The organism is Dolichospermum flos-aquae CCAP 1403/13F, from assembly GCF_012516395.1.
Lineage (GTDB): Bacteria > Cyanobacteriota > Cyanobacteriia > Cyanobacteriales > Nostocaceae > Dolichospermum > Dolichospermum lemmermannii.
This window is the reverse complement of the sequence record NZ_CP051206.1, coordinates 4,289,380-4,305,884: the sequence shown is the minus strand read 5'-3', so window position 1 is coordinate 4,305,884 and position 16,505 is coordinate 4,289,380. Positions and strand designations below refer to the sequence as shown.

Annotated in this window: 20 protein-coding genes; 10 read left to right on the top strand and 10 right to left on the bottom strand. The window is 37.3% G+C overall.

Going from position 1 to position 16,505, the window contains the following annotated elements; translation table 11 throughout:
* Positions 1–30: 30 nt before the first annotated feature.
* The gene (gene fraC, locus HGD76_RS20625; RefSeq protein ID WP_168696877.1) at positions 31–576 is read right to left on the bottom strand and encodes a filament integrity protein FraC; all 546 of its coding nucleotides are present in this window, start codon (positions 574–576) and stop codon (positions 31–33) included.
* Positions 577–850: 274 nt separating this feature from the next.
* Here fraC and HGD76_RS20620 point away from each other — a divergent pair, with 274 nt between their 5' ends.
* On the top strand, positions 851–1,987 hold the full coding sequence (locus HGD76_RS20620; RefSeq protein ID WP_015078379.1) for a cob(I)yrinic acid a,c-diamide adenosyltransferase: 1,137 nt from the start codon (positions 851–853) through the stop codon (positions 1,985–1,987).
* Between the two features lie 89 nt (positions 1,988–2,076).
* Here HGD76_RS20620 and HGD76_RS20615 read toward each other — a convergent pair whose 3' ends face one another.
* Together HGD76_RS20615 and HGD76_RS20610 are read right to left on the bottom strand one after the other, a co-directional pair.
* A complete protein-coding gene (locus tag HGD76_RS20615) occupies positions 2,077–2,187 on the bottom strand; it encodes a DUF4351 domain-containing protein (RefSeq protein WP_233466945.1) in 111 nt (36 codons plus the stop codon).
* 241 nt (positions 2,188–2,428) lie between these two features.
* On the bottom strand, positions 2,429–3,679 hold the full coding sequence (locus HGD76_RS20610) for a hypothetical protein (protein ID WP_168696876.1): 1,251 nt from the start codon (positions 3,677–3,679) through the stop codon (positions 2,429–2,431).
* An 884-nt stretch (positions 3,680–4,563) separates the two neighbouring features.
* Between HGD76_RS20610 and fmt the strand changes: the two genes are divergently transcribed.
* On the top strand, positions 4,564–5,565 hold the full coding sequence (gene fmt / locus HGD76_RS20605; protein ID WP_168696875.1) for a methionyl-tRNA formyltransferase: 1,002 nt from the start codon (positions 4,564–4,566) through the stop codon (positions 5,563–5,565).
* Positions 5,566–5,593: 28 nt separating this feature from the next.
* Here the strand turns inward: fmt and HGD76_RS26000 are convergent, their stop codons facing one another.
* Both HGD76_RS26000 and HGD76_RS20600 read right to left on the bottom strand, forming a co-directional pair.
* A complete protein-coding gene (locus tag HGD76_RS26000) occupies positions 5,594–5,716 on the bottom strand; it encodes a hypothetical protein (RefSeq protein ID WP_267904280.1) in 123 nt (40 codons plus the stop codon).
* 7 nt (positions 5,717–5,723) lie between these two features.
* Entirely contained in the window at positions 5,724–6,074 is a 351-nt protein-coding gene (locus HGD76_RS20600; protein ID WP_015078422.1) for a DUF6464 family protein, read from the bottom strand.
* 205 nt (positions 6,075–6,279) lie between these two features.
* Here HGD76_RS20600 and HGD76_RS20595 point away from each other — a divergent pair, with 205 nt between their 5' ends.
* Positions 6,280–7,164 carry an ABC transporter permease gene (locus HGD76_RS20595; RefSeq protein ID WP_148766371.1) on the top strand — a complete coding sequence of 295 codons (885 nt, stop codon included), beginning with the start codon at positions 6,280–6,282 and terminating at the stop codon, positions 7,162–7,164.
* Positions 7,165–7,185: 21 nt separating this feature from the next.
* Positions 7,186–7,590, top strand: a complete 405-nt coding sequence (locus tag HGD76_RS20590) for a hypothetical protein (protein ID WP_168696874.1) — start codon at positions 7,186–7,188, stop codon at positions 7,588–7,590.
* Positions 7,591–7,765: 175 nt separating this feature from the next.
* Here the strand turns inward: HGD76_RS20590 and HGD76_RS20585 are convergent, their stop codons facing one another.
* Complete coding sequence (locus HGD76_RS20585) at positions 7,766–8,203, bottom strand: peroxiredoxin (protein WP_015078425.1); 438 nt, start codon at positions 8,201–8,203, stop codon at positions 7,766–7,768.
* Between the two features lie 148 nt (positions 8,204–8,351).
* Here HGD76_RS20585 and HGD76_RS20580 point away from each other — a divergent pair, with 148 nt between their 5' ends.
* Positions 8,352–8,756 carry an Npun_F0494 family protein gene (locus HGD76_RS20580; RefSeq protein WP_168696873.1) on the top strand — a complete coding sequence of 135 codons (405 nt, stop codon included), beginning with the start codon at positions 8,352–8,354 and terminating at the stop codon, positions 8,754–8,756.
* A 196-nt stretch (positions 8,757–8,952) separates the two neighbouring features.
* Positions 8,953–10,425 carry a cobyric acid synthase CobQ gene (cobQ, locus tag HGD76_RS20575; protein ID WP_168696872.1) on the top strand — a complete coding sequence of 491 codons (1,473 nt, stop codon included), beginning with the start codon at positions 8,953–8,955 and terminating at the stop codon, positions 10,423–10,425.
* A gap of 491 nt (positions 10,426–10,916) precedes the next feature.
* Here the strand turns inward: cobQ and HGD76_RS25995 are convergent, their stop codons facing one another.
* Positions 10,917–11,042, bottom strand: coding sequence for a hypothetical protein (locus HGD76_RS25995; protein ID WP_267904279.1), 126 nt, complete (start codon positions 11,040–11,042; stop codon positions 10,917–10,919).
* A gap of 4 nt (positions 11,043–11,046) precedes the next feature.
* Between HGD76_RS25995 and HGD76_RS20570 the strand changes: the two genes are divergently transcribed.
* The 4 genes from HGD76_RS20570 to HGD76_RS20555 all read left to right on the top strand — a co-directional run bounded on the left by HGD76_RS20570 (position 11,047) and on the right by HGD76_RS20555 (position 15,335).
* A complete protein-coding gene (locus HGD76_RS20570; protein WP_168696871.1) occupies positions 11,047–11,547 on the top strand; it encodes a GUN4 domain-containing protein in 501 nt (166 codons plus the stop codon).
* Between the two features lie 439 nt (positions 11,548–11,986).
* Positions 11,987–13,627: a tetratricopeptide repeat protein gene (locus HGD76_RS20565; RefSeq protein ID WP_168696870.1), complete on the top strand. Its 1,641-nt coding sequence runs from the start codon at positions 11,987–11,989 to the stop codon at positions 13,625–13,627.
* Between the two features lie 195 nt (positions 13,628–13,822).
* Positions 13,823–14,872: a cobalamin biosynthesis protein CobW gene (gene cobW / locus HGD76_RS20560; RefSeq protein ID WP_168696869.1), complete on the top strand. Its 1,050-nt coding sequence runs from the start codon at positions 13,823–13,825 to the stop codon at positions 14,870–14,872.
* A 1-nt stretch (position 14,873) separates the two neighbouring features.
* On the top strand, positions 14,874–15,335 hold the full coding sequence (locus HGD76_RS20555) for an ABA4-like family protein (RefSeq protein ID WP_168696868.1): 462 nt from the start codon (positions 14,874–14,876) through the stop codon (positions 15,333–15,335).
* 66 nt (positions 15,336–15,401) lie between these two features.
* Here the strand turns inward: HGD76_RS20555 and HGD76_RS20550 are convergent, their stop codons facing one another.
* The 3 genes from HGD76_RS20550 to HGD76_RS20540 all read right to left on the bottom strand — a co-directional run bounded on the left by HGD76_RS20550 (position 15,402) and on the right by HGD76_RS20540 (position 16,368).
* Positions 15,402–15,626 (bottom strand): hypothetical protein, encoded by a 225-nt coding sequence (locus HGD76_RS20550; RefSeq protein ID WP_015078404.1) that lies wholly within the window; start codon positions 15,624–15,626, stop codon positions 15,402–15,404.
* A gap of 57 nt (positions 15,627–15,683) precedes the next feature.
* Positions 15,684–15,992: a DUF3181 family protein gene (locus HGD76_RS20545; protein ID WP_168696867.1), complete on the bottom strand. Its 309-nt coding sequence runs from the start codon at positions 15,990–15,992 to the stop codon at positions 15,684–15,686.
* Between the two features lie 118 nt (positions 15,993–16,110).
* Positions 16,111–16,368 (bottom strand): hypothetical protein, encoded by a 258-nt coding sequence (locus tag HGD76_RS20540; protein ID WP_015078402.1) that lies wholly within the window; start codon positions 16,366–16,368, stop codon positions 16,111–16,113.
* Between the last annotated feature and the right edge of the window lie 137 nt (positions 16,369–16,505).

Genomic DNA, 16,505 nt, shown 5'->3' with positions numbered 1-16,505 from the left:
ACCTCTAATTAATGCAATGATGAATATTGATCATTTTATCGGGAGCGAGCGAATTAGGATAATGAAGGTTATGGCACTGTAACTGAGTGAATTGGCTATTAAGGTTGCAGTTATTAAATTAGTATTTTGCAACTTAGCCATATTCATATAACTGGCTCTTTGCTGTGAAGAAATGATTTCTGTTTCTGTTTTTTTTCCTCCTTCTCCCATAAAAATTATGAGAATCTTCATTAGTAAAAATTTCACTAAAAAAGTCGCTATAAAAATAGTAAATGACAATAAAACTATCATTGTGCCAATGCTAGGATCTTGAAGTTTATTAAAAAATACATAATTAATCAATTCTTTTTTGATAGCGATAGATAATATTGGTTCGACTGTGAAAAACACAATCCAACCAATTACACTCGAAAAAACATTTAAGGCTATAGCATAAAAAATGCTGGTTCTTTTATCAAACTTCAGCCATCTATTCAGAATATAAGCTTCTAGGGGAATGGCAATTAGTAAGAATAAGATCTCAAAAAATATCGCCCCAATGGGCAAAATTATAGGTAGTGATAATTCATCAGACATAATGGTAACAACAAGGAGATTTTAGGAGTTAGTTAGATCCCCGACTTCTTGAAGAAGTCGGGGATCTGGGGATTAGTTGTACAGAGTATAACTGAAAGAATACGGATAATCGGCAATTATCTCATTCTTCTGACATTTATGATCTGAGTGCGCCAAGATATTTAGATAATTATATTATACATTCATCAAACTGTAATACGCAGATAAAAAACCGCACATTCTAGACTCTAGTTTCGTTAAGATAAGGAATTGCCACTTTATAGCTTTTCAAAATATGACAAGGAACGGTATCGGTATTCGCACAGCGCAAGTGCGTTCTGAGCGGCTTACGGGTCAAATTCACGTCTATGATGGTATTGGGAAAGGTAAGTCCCAAGCAGCTTTAGGAGTGGTTTTGCGCTCGATTGGTTTGGGCATTAATACACCCAGTGATTCTAGCCGGGTTTTATTGCTGCGGTTTTTGAAGGGTCCAGAACGGGATTATGATGAAGATGGAGCGATAACTGCTTTACAGCGAGGGTTTCCCCATCTTATTGATCAGGTTCGCACAGGAAGAGCGGAGTTTTTTGGCCATGATCAAATTACACCTTTTGATCGAACTGAGGCTGCACGGGGCTGGGATGTAGCCAAAGGTGCGATCGCTTCCGGGTTGTATTCAGTAGTTGTTTTGGATGAAATTAACCCGGTTTTGGATTTGGGTTTGTTATCGGTGGAGGAAGTGGTAAACACTTTAAAATCTAAACCCCAAGAATTGGAAATCATTACGACTGGACGCGCTGCACCACAAGCATTATTAGATATTGCGGATTTGCATTCGGAAATGAAACCCCACCACCACCCCACAGCCGCAGAACTCTTTATTGAAGGGATTGAAATTTATACAGGTGCAGGTAAGGGTAAATCTACCAGTGCTTTGGGTAAGGCTTTGCAAGCTATTGGGAGAGGTATCAATCATCCTGGTTCTACCCGTGTATTAATTATGCAGTGGCTCAAAGGTGGGAGTGGCTATACTGAAGATGCAGCTATAGCGGCTTTACAGCAATCTTATCCTGAAGTTGTAGATCATCAACGGTGTGGACGGGATGCCATTGTTTGGCGGAATTCTCGTCAAGATTTAGACTATATAGAAGCGGAGAGGGGTTGGGAAATTGCCAAAATTGCGATCGCTTCTGGTGTGTATAAGACTATTATCCTCGATGAACTCAATCCCACTGTGGATTTAGAATTGTTACCTGTTGATCCCATTGTTCAAGCTTTGTTACGTAAACCCCGTGATACGGAAGTGATTATTACTGGGCGCTGTCAAAATCAACCGGCTTATTTTGATTTGGCTAGTATTCACTCTGAGGTTTATTGTCATAAACACTACGCAAATCAAGGTGTAGAATTGAAACGGGGGGTTGATTTTTAAACCGATAAGATCCCCGACTTCTTAAAGAAGTCGGGGATCTAGTTTTTAGTTTTTGTTTGGGTTGAGAAAAACCAACCCAAAAATCACTATTAATGATGATCTTCTTGATTTAACCAAGTTACTAAATCAGCAATTTCGGAAATATTAAACAACGCCGCACCTAAATTTTCTAGTAAGGATTCAGGTGGGGGTATTGACAAGAGTGATAATGGAGGAGGAAAATCACAGGTATGGAAAAAAACCTGCCCCCAATACTAGACAGTGAAATCTTGAGACAGTTGGCAATAGAGCAACTGGTAGAGATTATCATTGAGCAGGGAACAACTAGGAAATGGACTTTTACAAGATTAGGAAAAAACTAAATGTGTAAGGGTAAAGCGCAATGCTAAACCCCTACCTAGAGAATCACACGATTAAGCCATTTTGAGGGCAATTAATCAATTAGCGCGAAGCAACTTGTGGATCTGCCCAAATGCTACCTTTTTCACCAAAAGTCACAGCCTGATCACCTTCTGCCGAGATATCTACAGTTCTGCCATCATTAGCTACTTGTAACAAAGGCCAATTTTCTTCACCTAATTCACCAGCACGGAATAATACATTATTAGGCTGCTTTTTACTCCAACCTAACAAAATAGCTATTTTTTCGTGATCATCTTGTGATTGTACAGGACTAACCACATTGAGATGATCCTGTTGACGATTCCAAATTACAGCCTGATCTGTAGCATCTGCTGTATTAAAAATAGCCACAAACTTACGGGCGAGAAAGCGATCGCCTTTTTCAGACCAGCTAACAGGCACTAATACCCCAATTTTACCATCATTATCCCCTTGTGCTGACAAAATTGCCTGTCTTTTTAACAGGGGATCAATCACCACACTGGTTGATGTCATCACCCGTAACCGCTTAGTTTGTTTATCCTCCACAAACAACACGCTATTAACTCGGCTATTGTGCATTTCCGGTTTTACTTCCATTTGCACCCGACTATAAATCGCATATTTGCCATCAGGAGAAATCACCGGAATACTCCGATAGTAGCGAACACCAGAACCACCTTTAGCACCAATCGCTTCCTGAGTAGCCAGAATCCATTGCCAAGGTATCGGATGGGGACTACCTATAGGGTCAGTCTGTGCCATTTCCGACTCATTTGGCCGTTCACTAACAGGTATTTCTCCATTTTTAGGAGTAACTGTTGATGTTGCTAATTCTTGAGATTGAGAATTCCCACTGACTGGAGAATTTAAATCAGCTTCTTCTTTGGCATCTTTTAATTTTTGAATTAAATTAGCTTGATTAATAGATGTCTTGCTTTGAAGTTGTGCAACATTAACTGATGGTACAGTTTTGCTAACAACATCATCCCCCAGTTGAGAATTTTCTCTTTCTGCCCCTGAAATAACTATATCTTTTGGTAATGACTGTATTCCTTCACCAACAAGTATTTTTCCTGTGTGAGAGTTAACTTGAGCAAATTGTAAATTTAACTGCCTCGTAGCAGCACTTTCTGCCAATTTTATCTGAGATTTGCTATTTTTCGCCCTACTATTTGCTACTTCTGATTGTTTCGCTAAGGTAGCATGAATAGACATTCCCAGGAAGGGTGAAATTACTATAACAATGGCAATGTACTTGAGAAATGGTTTAACACGGAACCATTCCGACACCAAAAGGGGTTTAAGCATGATGAGACTCTCTAGGGGCAGTTGCTAAGTGCGGGCAGTATCTATACAGGAATGGAAAAAAGCTATGACTATATGTTTACCAACAAACCAAAAGCTTCGACAAGATAATTGATTCAAATGTTGTATTGCTTTACAAAAGTTTTAGTATCACCATTTACCCCCTCATAATCTTTACATAATATCCAAAATAACGGGATTAAAGTTAACAGTAAATTACATCTGTTAATAACTGCCGTTATTATTGTTAGCATCAGTAACATCCATATTCAATTTAAGTGGAACATAGATGAATTTTTAATTGACTAAAGCTAGTAGCCAAGATTTAGAGATGCTCTTGCTCTTGAAAACATTCTTAGCTAAAGCCAGTCTAAAATAAGATACCCTGTTCATAGCCGGACAAACAGCGCGGGCTTTACCCAACTAAAACCTATCTATTGCTGGCAACTTGAGATTAACCGCTGCACAATCAACAATAAACAATAAAAACATTAAATTCATACACCCAACCTACAAACTGAAGTTTAGACTCGTAAATGCTGCGATTAAGCAAATACAGTTTATTTTTAACTTGGGTAATTATTGAATAATTTTGATTTCGTAGAGAAATAACTGACTGCAAAACACAGATAGACACACAAAAATCATCAATAGTAGATGCAAATGGCGATAGTTCAACTAATTACCGAAAGTATTATGATGTATTGAGGCTGTTTTTGCTGAACCAATAGTAAACACTATACCATCAAACTGCGAAAATTCCTTGCCCTTAATCAAAAATTCTCAACATAATTCTATTAATATTCAGATGTCGCAGTTGTCAGTGATGAGGAACACACTTACCATTGATTAATGACTCATGACTCGTAATTAATAATTAATAAGTAATGAAAATAGTATTTTTTGGCACTCCTGACTTTGCAGTTCCCACTTTGGAAAAACTCTTAGAAAACAAGGATTTTCAGGTGATGTCCGTAGTCACTCAACCGGATAAACGTCGAGAACGAGGGAATAAACTGACACCTTCACCAGTGAAAGCCTTTGCTACAGATCATCATATTCCAGTATGGCAACCGCAAAGAGTTAAAAAAGATGTTGAAACCTTAACACAACTCAAGCAGATAGAAGCAGATATATTTGTGGTTATTGCTTATGGGCAAATTTTGTCTAAGAAGATATTAGATATGCCTAAGCTAGGTTGTATTAACGTACATGGTTCAATTTTACCTCAGTATCGAGGGGCTGCGCCAATTCAGTGGAGTATATATAACGGAGAAAAAGAAACGGGGATCACAACTATGCTCATGGATAGGGGCATGGATACAGGGGATATGCTTCTAAAAGCGACTATACCAATTCAATTACTAGATAATGCTCAGGTTTTAGCCGAAAAGTTGGCTATTACTGGTGCAGATTTACTCATAGAAACCCTATACAAACTAGAACGTCAAGAATTTACACCGATTCCCCAAGATCATACCGCAGCTACTTACGCATCTTTGATTCAGAAGCCAGATTATAACTTGGACTGGGGACAAAGTGCCATCCAATTACATAATCAAATTCGCGGATTTTATCCTAACTGTACAGCAACTTTTCGCAACCAAGCATTGAAAATTACTGCTACTGTCCCCCTAGATTCTGCGTATATTCACGAATTACCAGAGCCATTACTAGAAAAAATTTATAAAATACCCAATTTGTCAACCATATCAGGACAGCCTGGAGAGGTAGTTAATATTACTAAAGGACTAGGAGCAATTGTCCAAACAGGGGTAGGTTTATTGCTATTGCGAGAAGTACAGCTAACGGGTAAACGTCCCCAGTCAGGATGGGATTTTGTCAATGGGACTCGGTTAACTGTCGGTGAGGTAATGGGTAATGGGTAATTGGTAATTGGTAATTGGTAATTGGTAATTAACAACTGACAACTGACAACGAACAACTGACAACGAACAACTGTACGGGCGAAGCATTTGGAGAACTATTTTTGGCAATGACCGATAATTTATCTTCCAAATGCTTCGCCCCTACTGACAACTGACAACTAACTTTCATAGAACCGACAAGATTTACAAGGTCCTTCTGGATTAACTGCACAACGCATAATTTCTGAAAGAGCATTATAGTTACAGGTAGCATCACCTATAACCCAACGTCCTTCTACTAAACTTTTCTGTTCTGGTCTTTGGGCTTTTTGTACGTAAATAGCGATATTGTGTAAACTATAGCGTCCGCCTTTAAGCTGATATCTATGGCAACGCTCTAAAACTACGTAGGTTTTTTCGGCAAAATCAAGATAATTTCCCGGTTGGGGTGTCCAATCAAGTTGTAATTTACCAAGAGACTGACGCGGATGTGTCAAAATTACCTCTGTCGGTAAGGAATTTAGCTCCATGATCAGTTTATATTATGTGATTTATGTATAGAGTATAGTATCGCAGTATTTTGGCTTCGACAGTAACAGCATCAAAATGGCAATTTCTCTACTTTGATCTTGTTGGGGATTCGTTGTAATATAGAGTTAAGAATTATAAATATTTTTTGCTAACTAACAAGTTGCAGGAATGTTTATAATTGATGCCTTTTAATTTTAACATTCTATGAGTAATGATAAAGTAGCTGTGAATTGGCAACAATTAATCTCATCTCCTGTAGTTGCTGATACAACCTCCAATTTTTTCGCAGAAATTGTTCAAGAAACTTTTGCTTTAACTCGTCGTCTGTTTATTCAACTCCAACGCCGTCCCTCTAGCCTGATAGCCGGGATTATTCAGCCTGTCATGTGGTTAGTTTTATTTGGGGCATTATTCCAAAATGCACCCACAGGCTTATTTGGTAGTACGACAAATTACGGACAATTTCTAGCAGCAGGTGTCATAGTATTTACTGCTTTTGCTGGGGCTTTGAATGCCGGTTTACCTGTAATGTTCGATAGGGAATTTGGCTTTTTAAATCGGTTGCTGGTTGCACCTCTAGCCTCACGCTTTTCAATTGTTTTTGCTTCTGCTATTTTTATTATTAGCCAAAGTTTACTACAAGCAGCGGTAATTGTGGCAGCAGCGGCATTTTTAGGGGCTGGCTTACCTGATTTTACAGGATTATGTGCGATCGCTCTCATTGTCTTTCTACTGGCTTTGGGTGTCACCGCTATTTCCTTGGGTTTAGCCTTTGCATTACCCGGACACATTGAACTTATCGCCGTAATTTTTGTCACTAACCTCCCATTATTATTTGCCAGCACAGCCTTAGCGCCTTTATCCTTTATGCCCGGTTGGTTACAGGTTATTGCTACCATCAACCCTCTCAGTTATGCGATTGAACCGATTCGCTATTTATATCTACACAGCAGTTGGGGATTAAATGATATAGTAATGCACGCCTTTTGGGGTGATGTTACCTTTGGGGGAGCGTTATTAGTGTTACTAGGTTTTGCATTAGTGGCTTTACTGAGTATTCAACCCCAACTACGCCGGAGTCTTGCTTAAAAATATATAAGGAGAAATTTCATGAAAAGACCATTTTTACTAGTTCACAAAATTATTGTTGCCACTATCGCCGGGATTAGCTTTGCTTCTATCCTAGTAGTAGAACCCACCTTAGCTGATACTAATCAACCCTTTGGTAGTTTGGAAAGTGATACCTTAGGTCAGCAAGGCTATCGCAGTAGTAATCCTTTATCTGGCAATGGCTCAGGTTTCGATATGATGAACATGATTCATCAAGCCAACTTTGGGACTATTCAATGGAATGCTGATGAACAAAATCAACAGCTAGACCTAGCCGCAGCCACATTTAAAGCTGCACAACAAAAACTTCTTCAGCCTCAACTAAAACAAAATCCAGGCTCTTCTGCAATTATCCCTGGACAAAATCTACTTCCCTTACAGATTTTACCATCATCAGGTAAATAACACTTAAATGGGAAATAATGGGCGCAAGTCCTGCGCCTCTACGGAGTTATACTAAACAAGGGTGAGATTTAAACTTTTGCCAAATGACAAAGAACCCAGATGTGTAGGGGTTTAGCACTGCTAAACCCCTAGGTTTAGAATCAAACAATCAAGCCGTTTTGAGTATACTTAATGATCAAAGTCCCAGTTTTGCTAAAACATCACTAGCTTGAGTAGTAGTGTTAACAGCAGCATCAACATCAATGATTTTGCCATTACCATCAATGATGTAGGTAACACGCTTGGCGTAACCACCACCATCAACATCATAAGCTGTAATGATGCTTTTCTGGGTATCAGCTAATAAAGGGAAATTCAGATTATATTTATTGGTGAATGCTTGATGAGAAACTTCATCATCAGCACTTACTCCCAAGACAACTACATCTTTGTCTTTGTATTCAGCTTGAGAATCACGGAAACTACAAGCTTGCTTGGTGCAGCCTGGTGTGTCATCTTTGGGGTAAAAGTAGAGAACTACTGTTTTACCAGCAAAATCAGATAATGAAATTGTATTGCCGTTAGTGTCTTTGGCGGTAAATGCAGGTGCGTCTGTACCAACTGATAGAGGCATAATTCACTTTGTCCTGTTTAAAAATCTTTATGCAATCAAGATTTTACAATAATTTACAATATTTAAATAACTTGCTTACGGAATATTCTGCCAAAGAGGTATTTATTTTCAAAGCATTGACAAAAAGCACAACTTAGAGTAATAAAAAATGTCTACTGTGGATTCCTCAAACCTCAAACCCTTAGTTTATAATAGTAAAGCCCTAGAAAGAGCCGAGCGATCGCTAATCTGTTCGCCCTTCAACCTCAATTTGTTTATAGCCATGACTAGCCAAAGTATCCAACTAGGTGCTATAGCAATGGAGAAAGGAAATCAGCAAAGTTACACCAAGCAACCCTTATCAGAATTGACCTGTGAAAACGCTTTAGCCTGGTTAATTGATGTGGGAGTATTGCGGCGAGAAGTTGATGGACAGGGCATTACAGACAGTTTTCGCCTAACTCCCTTGGGTCATCAATTGATTGTCAAGTTAAAAGATCAGAAATTGCGTAATCCTTCCCTGAGCGATCGCTACAATGATTTTATGACTCGTTGGTTACGTTTACCCTTTTGACAGTTTGACCTCGTTCCTAGCCTCCGGCTAGGAATGCCAATGCTGAGGCTCTGCCTCATGTCACTAGCGGCAGAGCCGCCATCTACATTCCCAGTCTGAGACTGGGAACGAGATAACGAGATATGCAAGTTTAAAAAAATAACAGCTTATTTACAGATGCACTACCGAATCTCAACATACTAAATTATAGTTAAAAATGAAAGCAATCATGGTAGTGGGAACAACATCCCACGCAGGGAAATCACTGATAACCACAGCTATTTGTCGGATTCTTTCCCGGCGCGGGTTGCGAGTATCCCCCTTTAAAGGTCAAAATATGGCTTTAAACGCCTATGTTACCGCCAGTGGCGGGGAAATAGGCTATGCTCAAGCAGTGCAAGCTTGGGCGGCGGGAGTAGTACCCTTGGTAGAAATGAATCCAATTTTACTTAAACCCCAGGGGGATATGACATCCCAAATCATTCTTAAAGGTAAAGCTATCGGGAAAGTTAGCGCCACAGACTACTACGAACAATATTTTGAACTCGGTTGGCAGACCATCAAAGAATGTTTACAATACCTATCTACAGAATTTGAAGCCCTAGTTTGTGAAGGTGCTGGTAGTCCCGCCGAAATTAATCTTAAACACCGGGATTTAACTAATATGCGGGTTGCTAAACATTTAAATGCACCTACTTTATTAGTCGTTGATATTGATAGAGGTGGAGCATTTGCTCATGTCGTCGGCACATTAGAACTATTAGATCCAGACGAACGCGCCTTAATTAAAGGAGTCGTCATTAATAAATTTCGAGGACAGCGCTCAATTCTCGAACCCGGAATTAAATGGTTAGAAGAACGGACAGGTATACCTGTGGTTGGTGTTATTCCTTATTTAGAACAAGTTTTCCCAGCGGAAGACTCCCTAGATTTACTAGAACGCAAACCAGCAAAAGCTAACTCTGAACTAAACATTGCGGTGATTCGTTTACCAAGAATTGCCAATTTCACCGATTTTGATCCCTTGGAATCAGAACCATCAGTAACGGTAAAATACTTGCATCCTAAGCAAGAGTTAGGACATCCAGATGCAGTAATTATCCCAGGGACAAAAACCACAATTGCTGATTTAATTACCTTGCAAAAAAGCGGTATGGCAGAGGCAATTCAAAACTATGCGGCTTCTGGTGGCACGGTTTTAGGCATTTGTGGCGGTTTTCAAATGTTGGGGCAGTCTATAGCTGATCCAGAAGGAATGGAAGGACAATCTGGTAAATATCAAGGGTTAAATTTATTACCTATAAAGACAGTCATTACAGGTCAAAAAATTGCCCGTCAGCGTCAAGTTACTTCCAATTATCCCCAAGCGGGTTTACCTGTGACTGGGTTTGAAATTCACCAAGGGCGCTCGCGCATAGAAAACCCAGCAGATCAAAAATCCTGTCAACCCTTATTTGATGATGCTAATTTAGGGTTAGTAGATAGTTGTCAATCGGTTTGGGGAACTTATTTACATGGAATTTTTGATAATGGACCTTGGCGACGGGCTTGGGTAAATCGTCTCCGGCAACAACGGGGTTTGAAATCTTTACCCACAGGTGTGGCTAACTACAAAGAACAGCGAGAGCAAATGTTAGATTCTTTAGCTACTCAAATTGAAGAGCATTTAGACTTAACACAGTTTATATAGATTAAAATGTTTGTTAGTTCATCTGATTTGAGTTGAATCAATAAAAAGTTAAATAACCCCCATTTTATTGTTATAAATGGGGATTTAATTTTTGATTCGTACTTAATTTTGGCAAGGGGAGATTTAATTTTTCAATTGCATATATGTCACATATGTGATTCAAAATATGTGTTACAAAAAGATTATTTATAACTGAAAGATCACGGTTGTGTTTATAAATAACACATCTTACCATCATATACATAAATAGGGCTTGCTGAATAAACCGAAAACCTAGATAGATTAAGAGTTTCCCGGTTAAAAAAGTGAATTAGGTGCAAGGAATAAGGATTGAAACCATTAAAAACCTATCACTTTCTGAAATTTGAGACTATTCTTCTCTGCTTCTAATTCTTCCTCCTGACTCGGTGACTCCTGACTCCTAGCCCTCACGAAAAGACTTTTTCAGCAAGCCCTAAGTAGAAATGTTTTGATCTAAGTTAAAATTTTGGTTAAACGTTCACTTTCAAAAATTTGATGAATACTAATAGCGATCGCTCGTTAACGCATTTTTGTGAAAACAAGGCGATCGCTCTTAAACCCGGATTTCTCATCAACTGTAAATTTTTTAAGGACAAAATTATGAATTTGATAAATCTCCAACGTCATTTAGAAGAACAGAACTGGCCAGAAGCAGATAAAGAAACTAGGGATATTTTGCTGAAACTGTCTGGACGGGAAAATGACTTACAAAAACGACTTAGAATATCAGATATTGAAAATCTGCCTCTTGAAAACCTCCAAGAGATTAATATGTTGTGGTTAAAGTATAGTCAAGAAAGATTTGGATTTAGTGTACAATATGAAATTTGCAGGGATATAGGTTTAAATCCTAGTAATTGGAAAAATGCTTACCATAGCAATCCTGACCTAGTTAAAGAACAATATCGTAGTTTTGAATATAGAATTGGGTGGCGTGATAATAATAATAGTTGGGTAGTAGGACATAAAAATTGTGAAGGACACTTCCCGCGTGTTTGGGTATTTTATGGTGAACCAAATATAAATCGTGAAGTTTTATCTTTACTAGCATTGGTTCAAGAGTCTGAACTGACAAAGTTCAGTATTGATAACATTTCCTAAAATTAACCCTGGAATTTTGATAAGTAATGAGACAAAATTAATTACACAAATATTTAGACTGAAATCCTGAATGGACAAAGGATTGGTAAATAAATAATATGTAATTAATTCTGTCCAGGTACTTAAAAAGCGATCCTATCTGTTCAAGCAGAAAAATGATCGCTGTTTTGATTAAACTTTATTTATTGCATTCTAAGATTAATGAAATTAGGTTAAAATCCGAATATTGGTAATTTTAGGTATAAAAACTAGATTATGGCAAATCCAGAGCATTTAGCAATACTGAAGGAAGGGGTAGAGGTTTGGAATAAGTGGAGAGATGAAAACATAGTATCATATATTTTTAGTATTGACAAGATTCGTCTAAAAGAGATTTAATTCAGTTATTATGCTAAGTGTGTTAATAGCCACATTACGGGAAGTAAAATAGGAGATTTTTATGGACGAGATGTATTATCAAGCAAAAATTAAAGAATTTAAAAAAAATAATGATTGGCAAGGTATGTATAATTTTTGGTTAATAGAGAAGCTGCAAGAACCTAAATTGTGGGACAATTCAGAGTTTTTGAGTGAAATAGCATTTGGGTGCGGAAAGTTAGCAAGTGTTTCCGCTAATGATATTCCCAGAAAGAATCAAGAGAAAGAAAAATTTTTATATCAAAAATCTGAATATCGTAAAGAAGCAGAAAGACTGTGGAAACGATGTATTGAATTAATGCCAAAAAATCCAAAATATCTATCTGGATTAGGTTATTTATATTATCAAAATGCTGTGGAACTCAACCAACCTAGAGGTAGACGTGATGGAAACAAGAGAAAAGAATCAGAAATAGCGATACAATATTTTAATCAGTCTTTAGGCATTGATAGCAAGAGAATTAAAGACCTATATAGAAAAGGATATCTATTAGTAGAGATACTACCTACAACTTGCTGGAAAGATAGAAATTTTGAATTAGCTAAACAATATCGGTTAGATGGTATTAAATCTTTAGATGCAGCAATAACATATCGGGAATCTCTAGATACAAAGATTCCACGACAGCAAGACGAAAGAAACCGATGTTATAATGAATATATTAAATCATTTTATAGTTTGGGTTCTGTTTATTATGAAATGATTATTAATAAATGGGATGAAGCAATATTTGCACTAGGCTTACGTAAAATAGTTGATGAAAATGACAAAATTAGTTACAATCCTCAAGATTTAAACCATGCTAATTTGTCATACCAATACTATAATAATTGTTTAGTAGCTGATATAAATCATCGAGAAGCCTGTGAAAAAGTAGATAAATTATATTCTTTAGGAAAGGCTGATTTTGCTAAATATTGGATTTTAAGTGGAAATGGACAAAAACTAGATAAATATGTATCAGCAGAAGCTATAAAATATCGTGATGATGCAGAACAGTATTTTATACAAGCTCTCAATTGTTCTTGGTCACAGGAAAAGCAACGTCAGAAAAAAGATTATATAGCTGAAAAACTTGCTAGGCTGTACATTACTAAGGGTAGTCCAGAAGACAATCGACCTTATGAAGAGGCAGTTAAAGTAATTAAAAAATATCAATATGGTAGATTAGATCCGTATATCCTTCATACTTTATCATTAGCATTAATGTTAATGGGAAGACATGAAGAAGCAAAAAGGAATTTAATCGAAGCAGCCAACCCTAAATTTAATCAAGATATATGGACATCTGATTTTTTATTAGGTTGTCTTTTATTAAGAAAAGGAGAACTTGAAGATGCAAATGAATATTTTGATAAAGCACTACAGCGAAAAGAAACAGATACATTGCTCTTTGGAAAAGCCCTAATTGCTTACAAGTCAAACAGAAAATTAGAAGCATTAGAAATTATTCAAAAAGCCAATCAAATAAATCCATATAATATTGCCATAAGTAAATATTTGGATATATGGTCAAAGAAATTAGGAAATGTACAATTAGAAATTAGGGATAAAAATGAAGAAATAGAGGATTATAGCCACTATATGTATGATGCTTTTGGTTATGATGAAGAAATGGGTATGGATTTTGATGAATACTTAGATAAGTTTGGATATTCTTAAAATCAAGCACAAACCAAAATCAACAGAGTTGCAAATAAAAAATATCTAATTTACTTCTTTCCTTTCTTCCTTCGCGTACTTCGTGCCTTCGTGGTTCATTTACTCAATAAATAAGATCCCGGACTTCTCAAAGAAGTCCGGGATCTGGGGTTATACAATATATGGTAAAATTGAATTCAAAACCACACACAAAACATGGCTACAAAAATCCCCGTTACCGTCATCACAGGCTTCTTAGGAAGCGGTAAAACCAGCATTATCCGTCACCTCCTGCAAAACAACCAAGGACGACGGATAGCAGTATTAGTCAACGAATTTGGTGAACTGGGGATAGATGGAGAATTATTGAAATCTTGTCAAATTTGCCCCGAAGATGAAACAGCAGAAAATCCAGAAACTAACATATTTGAACTGACAAACGGCTGTTTATGCTGCACCGTGCAAGAAGAATTTTACCCAACAATGCGGGAATTAATTAAACGCCGCGATAGTATAGATTATATTATCATTGAAACCTCTGGTTTAGCTTTACCAAAACCCTTAATTAAAGCCTTTCGTTGGCAAGAAATCCGCAATGCTGCTACAGTAGATGCAGTAATTACTGTAGTAGATTGTGCCGCAGTTGCAGCGGGAACATTTGCTAGTGATTTGGATGCTATAGCAGCCCAAAGACAAGAAGATGATAGTCTAGAACATGAAACACCATTACAAGAATTGTTTGAAGATCAACTTGCTTGTGCTGATTTAGTAATTTTGAATAAAACTGATTTAGTTGATAGTGAAACCCAAGCACAAGTTCTAGAATTAGTCAAGCATGAATTACCGAGAGTTGTGAAAATTGTCTCTAGTGATTATGGTAAATTAGACCCATCTATCTTATTAGGATTTGCAGCCGCAGTTGAAGATAATTTAGATTCACGTCCTAGTCACCACGACACAGAAGAAGACCATGATCATGATGATGAAATTAACTCAACTCACGTGATTTTAAACCGCACTTTTGACCCAGAAAAGCTACAAGCAACTTTAGAAAAACTGGCACAAGAACAAGAAATTTATCGAATTAAAGGTTTTGTGGCTGTTGAGAATAAACTCATGCGGTTAGTTATGCAAGGTGTAGGTAATAGATTTGATAAATTTTATGATCGTCCTTGGAAACCAGAAGAAGCAAAACAAACCAGTTTAGTTTTTATCGGTCGTAATTTACAATCTTCAACAATAGAATCTCAATTAGTAGCTTTGTAATATGAATATCACAGATTTATTTAACGTTGCCAATTTGTTTGTTTTGCCTTTTTGGGCTTTGATGATTCTGTTACCAAATTGGAAAATTACCCGCAAGGTAATGGAATCTTATCTACCTTTTGTGGTTTTAGCAGGTGCTTATTTGTATTTATTTGTCACTAGCATTACTCCAGAAAATGCTGCTGCTTTATCAAATCCTCAACTAGCAGATATAGCCAGGTTTTTTAGTAATGAAACTGCTGCTGCTACAGGTTGGATTCATTTTCTAGTAATGGATTTATTTGTCGGTAGATGGATTTATTGGGAAGGACAAAAAACCGGAATTTGGACAATTCACTCGATAGCTTTGTGTTTGTTTGCGGGTCCTTTAGGTGTGCTTTCTCATATTTTCACCTATTGGATTACAAAAGCCTTTTCTAAAGGTTCTGAATCTGTGATAGTCACACAAAAAGCAGAAGTTTAGGAATTTAGATCCCCGACTTCTTGGAGAAGTCGGGGATCTGTTTTTGTTCATCCTACGTAATTAAAATTAAGCTGCTACAGCTTCTCTTTCTCTGAATTTGGCATCTAACCAACAGCGGGGCAATTTTTCCCCAGAAGGAAATACTAGTTCTTCCTTTTGATAAATGTCCGTTTCCTGTTCTTCTTGTCCTTCTTGGTCTTGGGCATGGACAATCTTACTAGTGGGGTCTAATAGTTCTTGAACATCAACTATTTTCACCAAATCGCGGCTATCTTTGATTTGTAAAAACATCTTGATCAACCTCCATTATTTAAATATGTAAACTTGCCAATGGGAAGAAAATAAAGATTAGATTTCCCGTTGATATTTTTCGACAATATCTACTAAGGTCACTTGACATTGCAAGGGTAATAAATCAATTAAAGATAGTTCCCTTCTACCACCACCAACTTTGACAGTAATAGATTCTAAAGCGGCAATTACCTTATCTTCATTAACGCTTTTAGAAGTAATTAAAGGATACAATTTTTCAGCCACAACATTATGCAGTTTGGCATCAGATAGATATAGATGCCACTTGGCAATATCTATATAAACACTTTCACCAATTTCTGCGGCTAGGGTTTCTAGTAATTCTGTGGTATTAGTTTTAGCCATAAATATAACCTCTTTGTTAGTAACATCGGGATATCTTAGCTTATTTCATATTATTACTCAATTAGCTAGACTTGATCTACTACCACAGGTGAGAATTCCCTAGCTTGATTTTCTTTCTTTAGGTAGATTTCGGTGGTGTGGGGTCGTAATTAGCGATCGCACCAATGTAAATTAGATGCAGCAGCAATACTCCTACCCAACCAATTGTTACTCCAGGTAGCCATTCCCAGGCAGTAGTTTTCAAAATGTGAAAAAACCACAACCCAGAAGTGACAGTTGCACAAATACCGACATGAACAGCGAAATTCATGCGATCATCTAGTTTACGGAAATCTGGATCTTTACGATCTGGTTTGCGAGGCCAACGGGGAGGCATAAATATAAATGTTTGTAACAGCAGTTAACGCACCTTATTTATTGTAAGGTGTTTGCGACTGACTTGCTCAGATACACAAATAATTTCACCCATCTGGGGATGAGATAATATTGATGGTGTTCCCCAGATGGTAATAT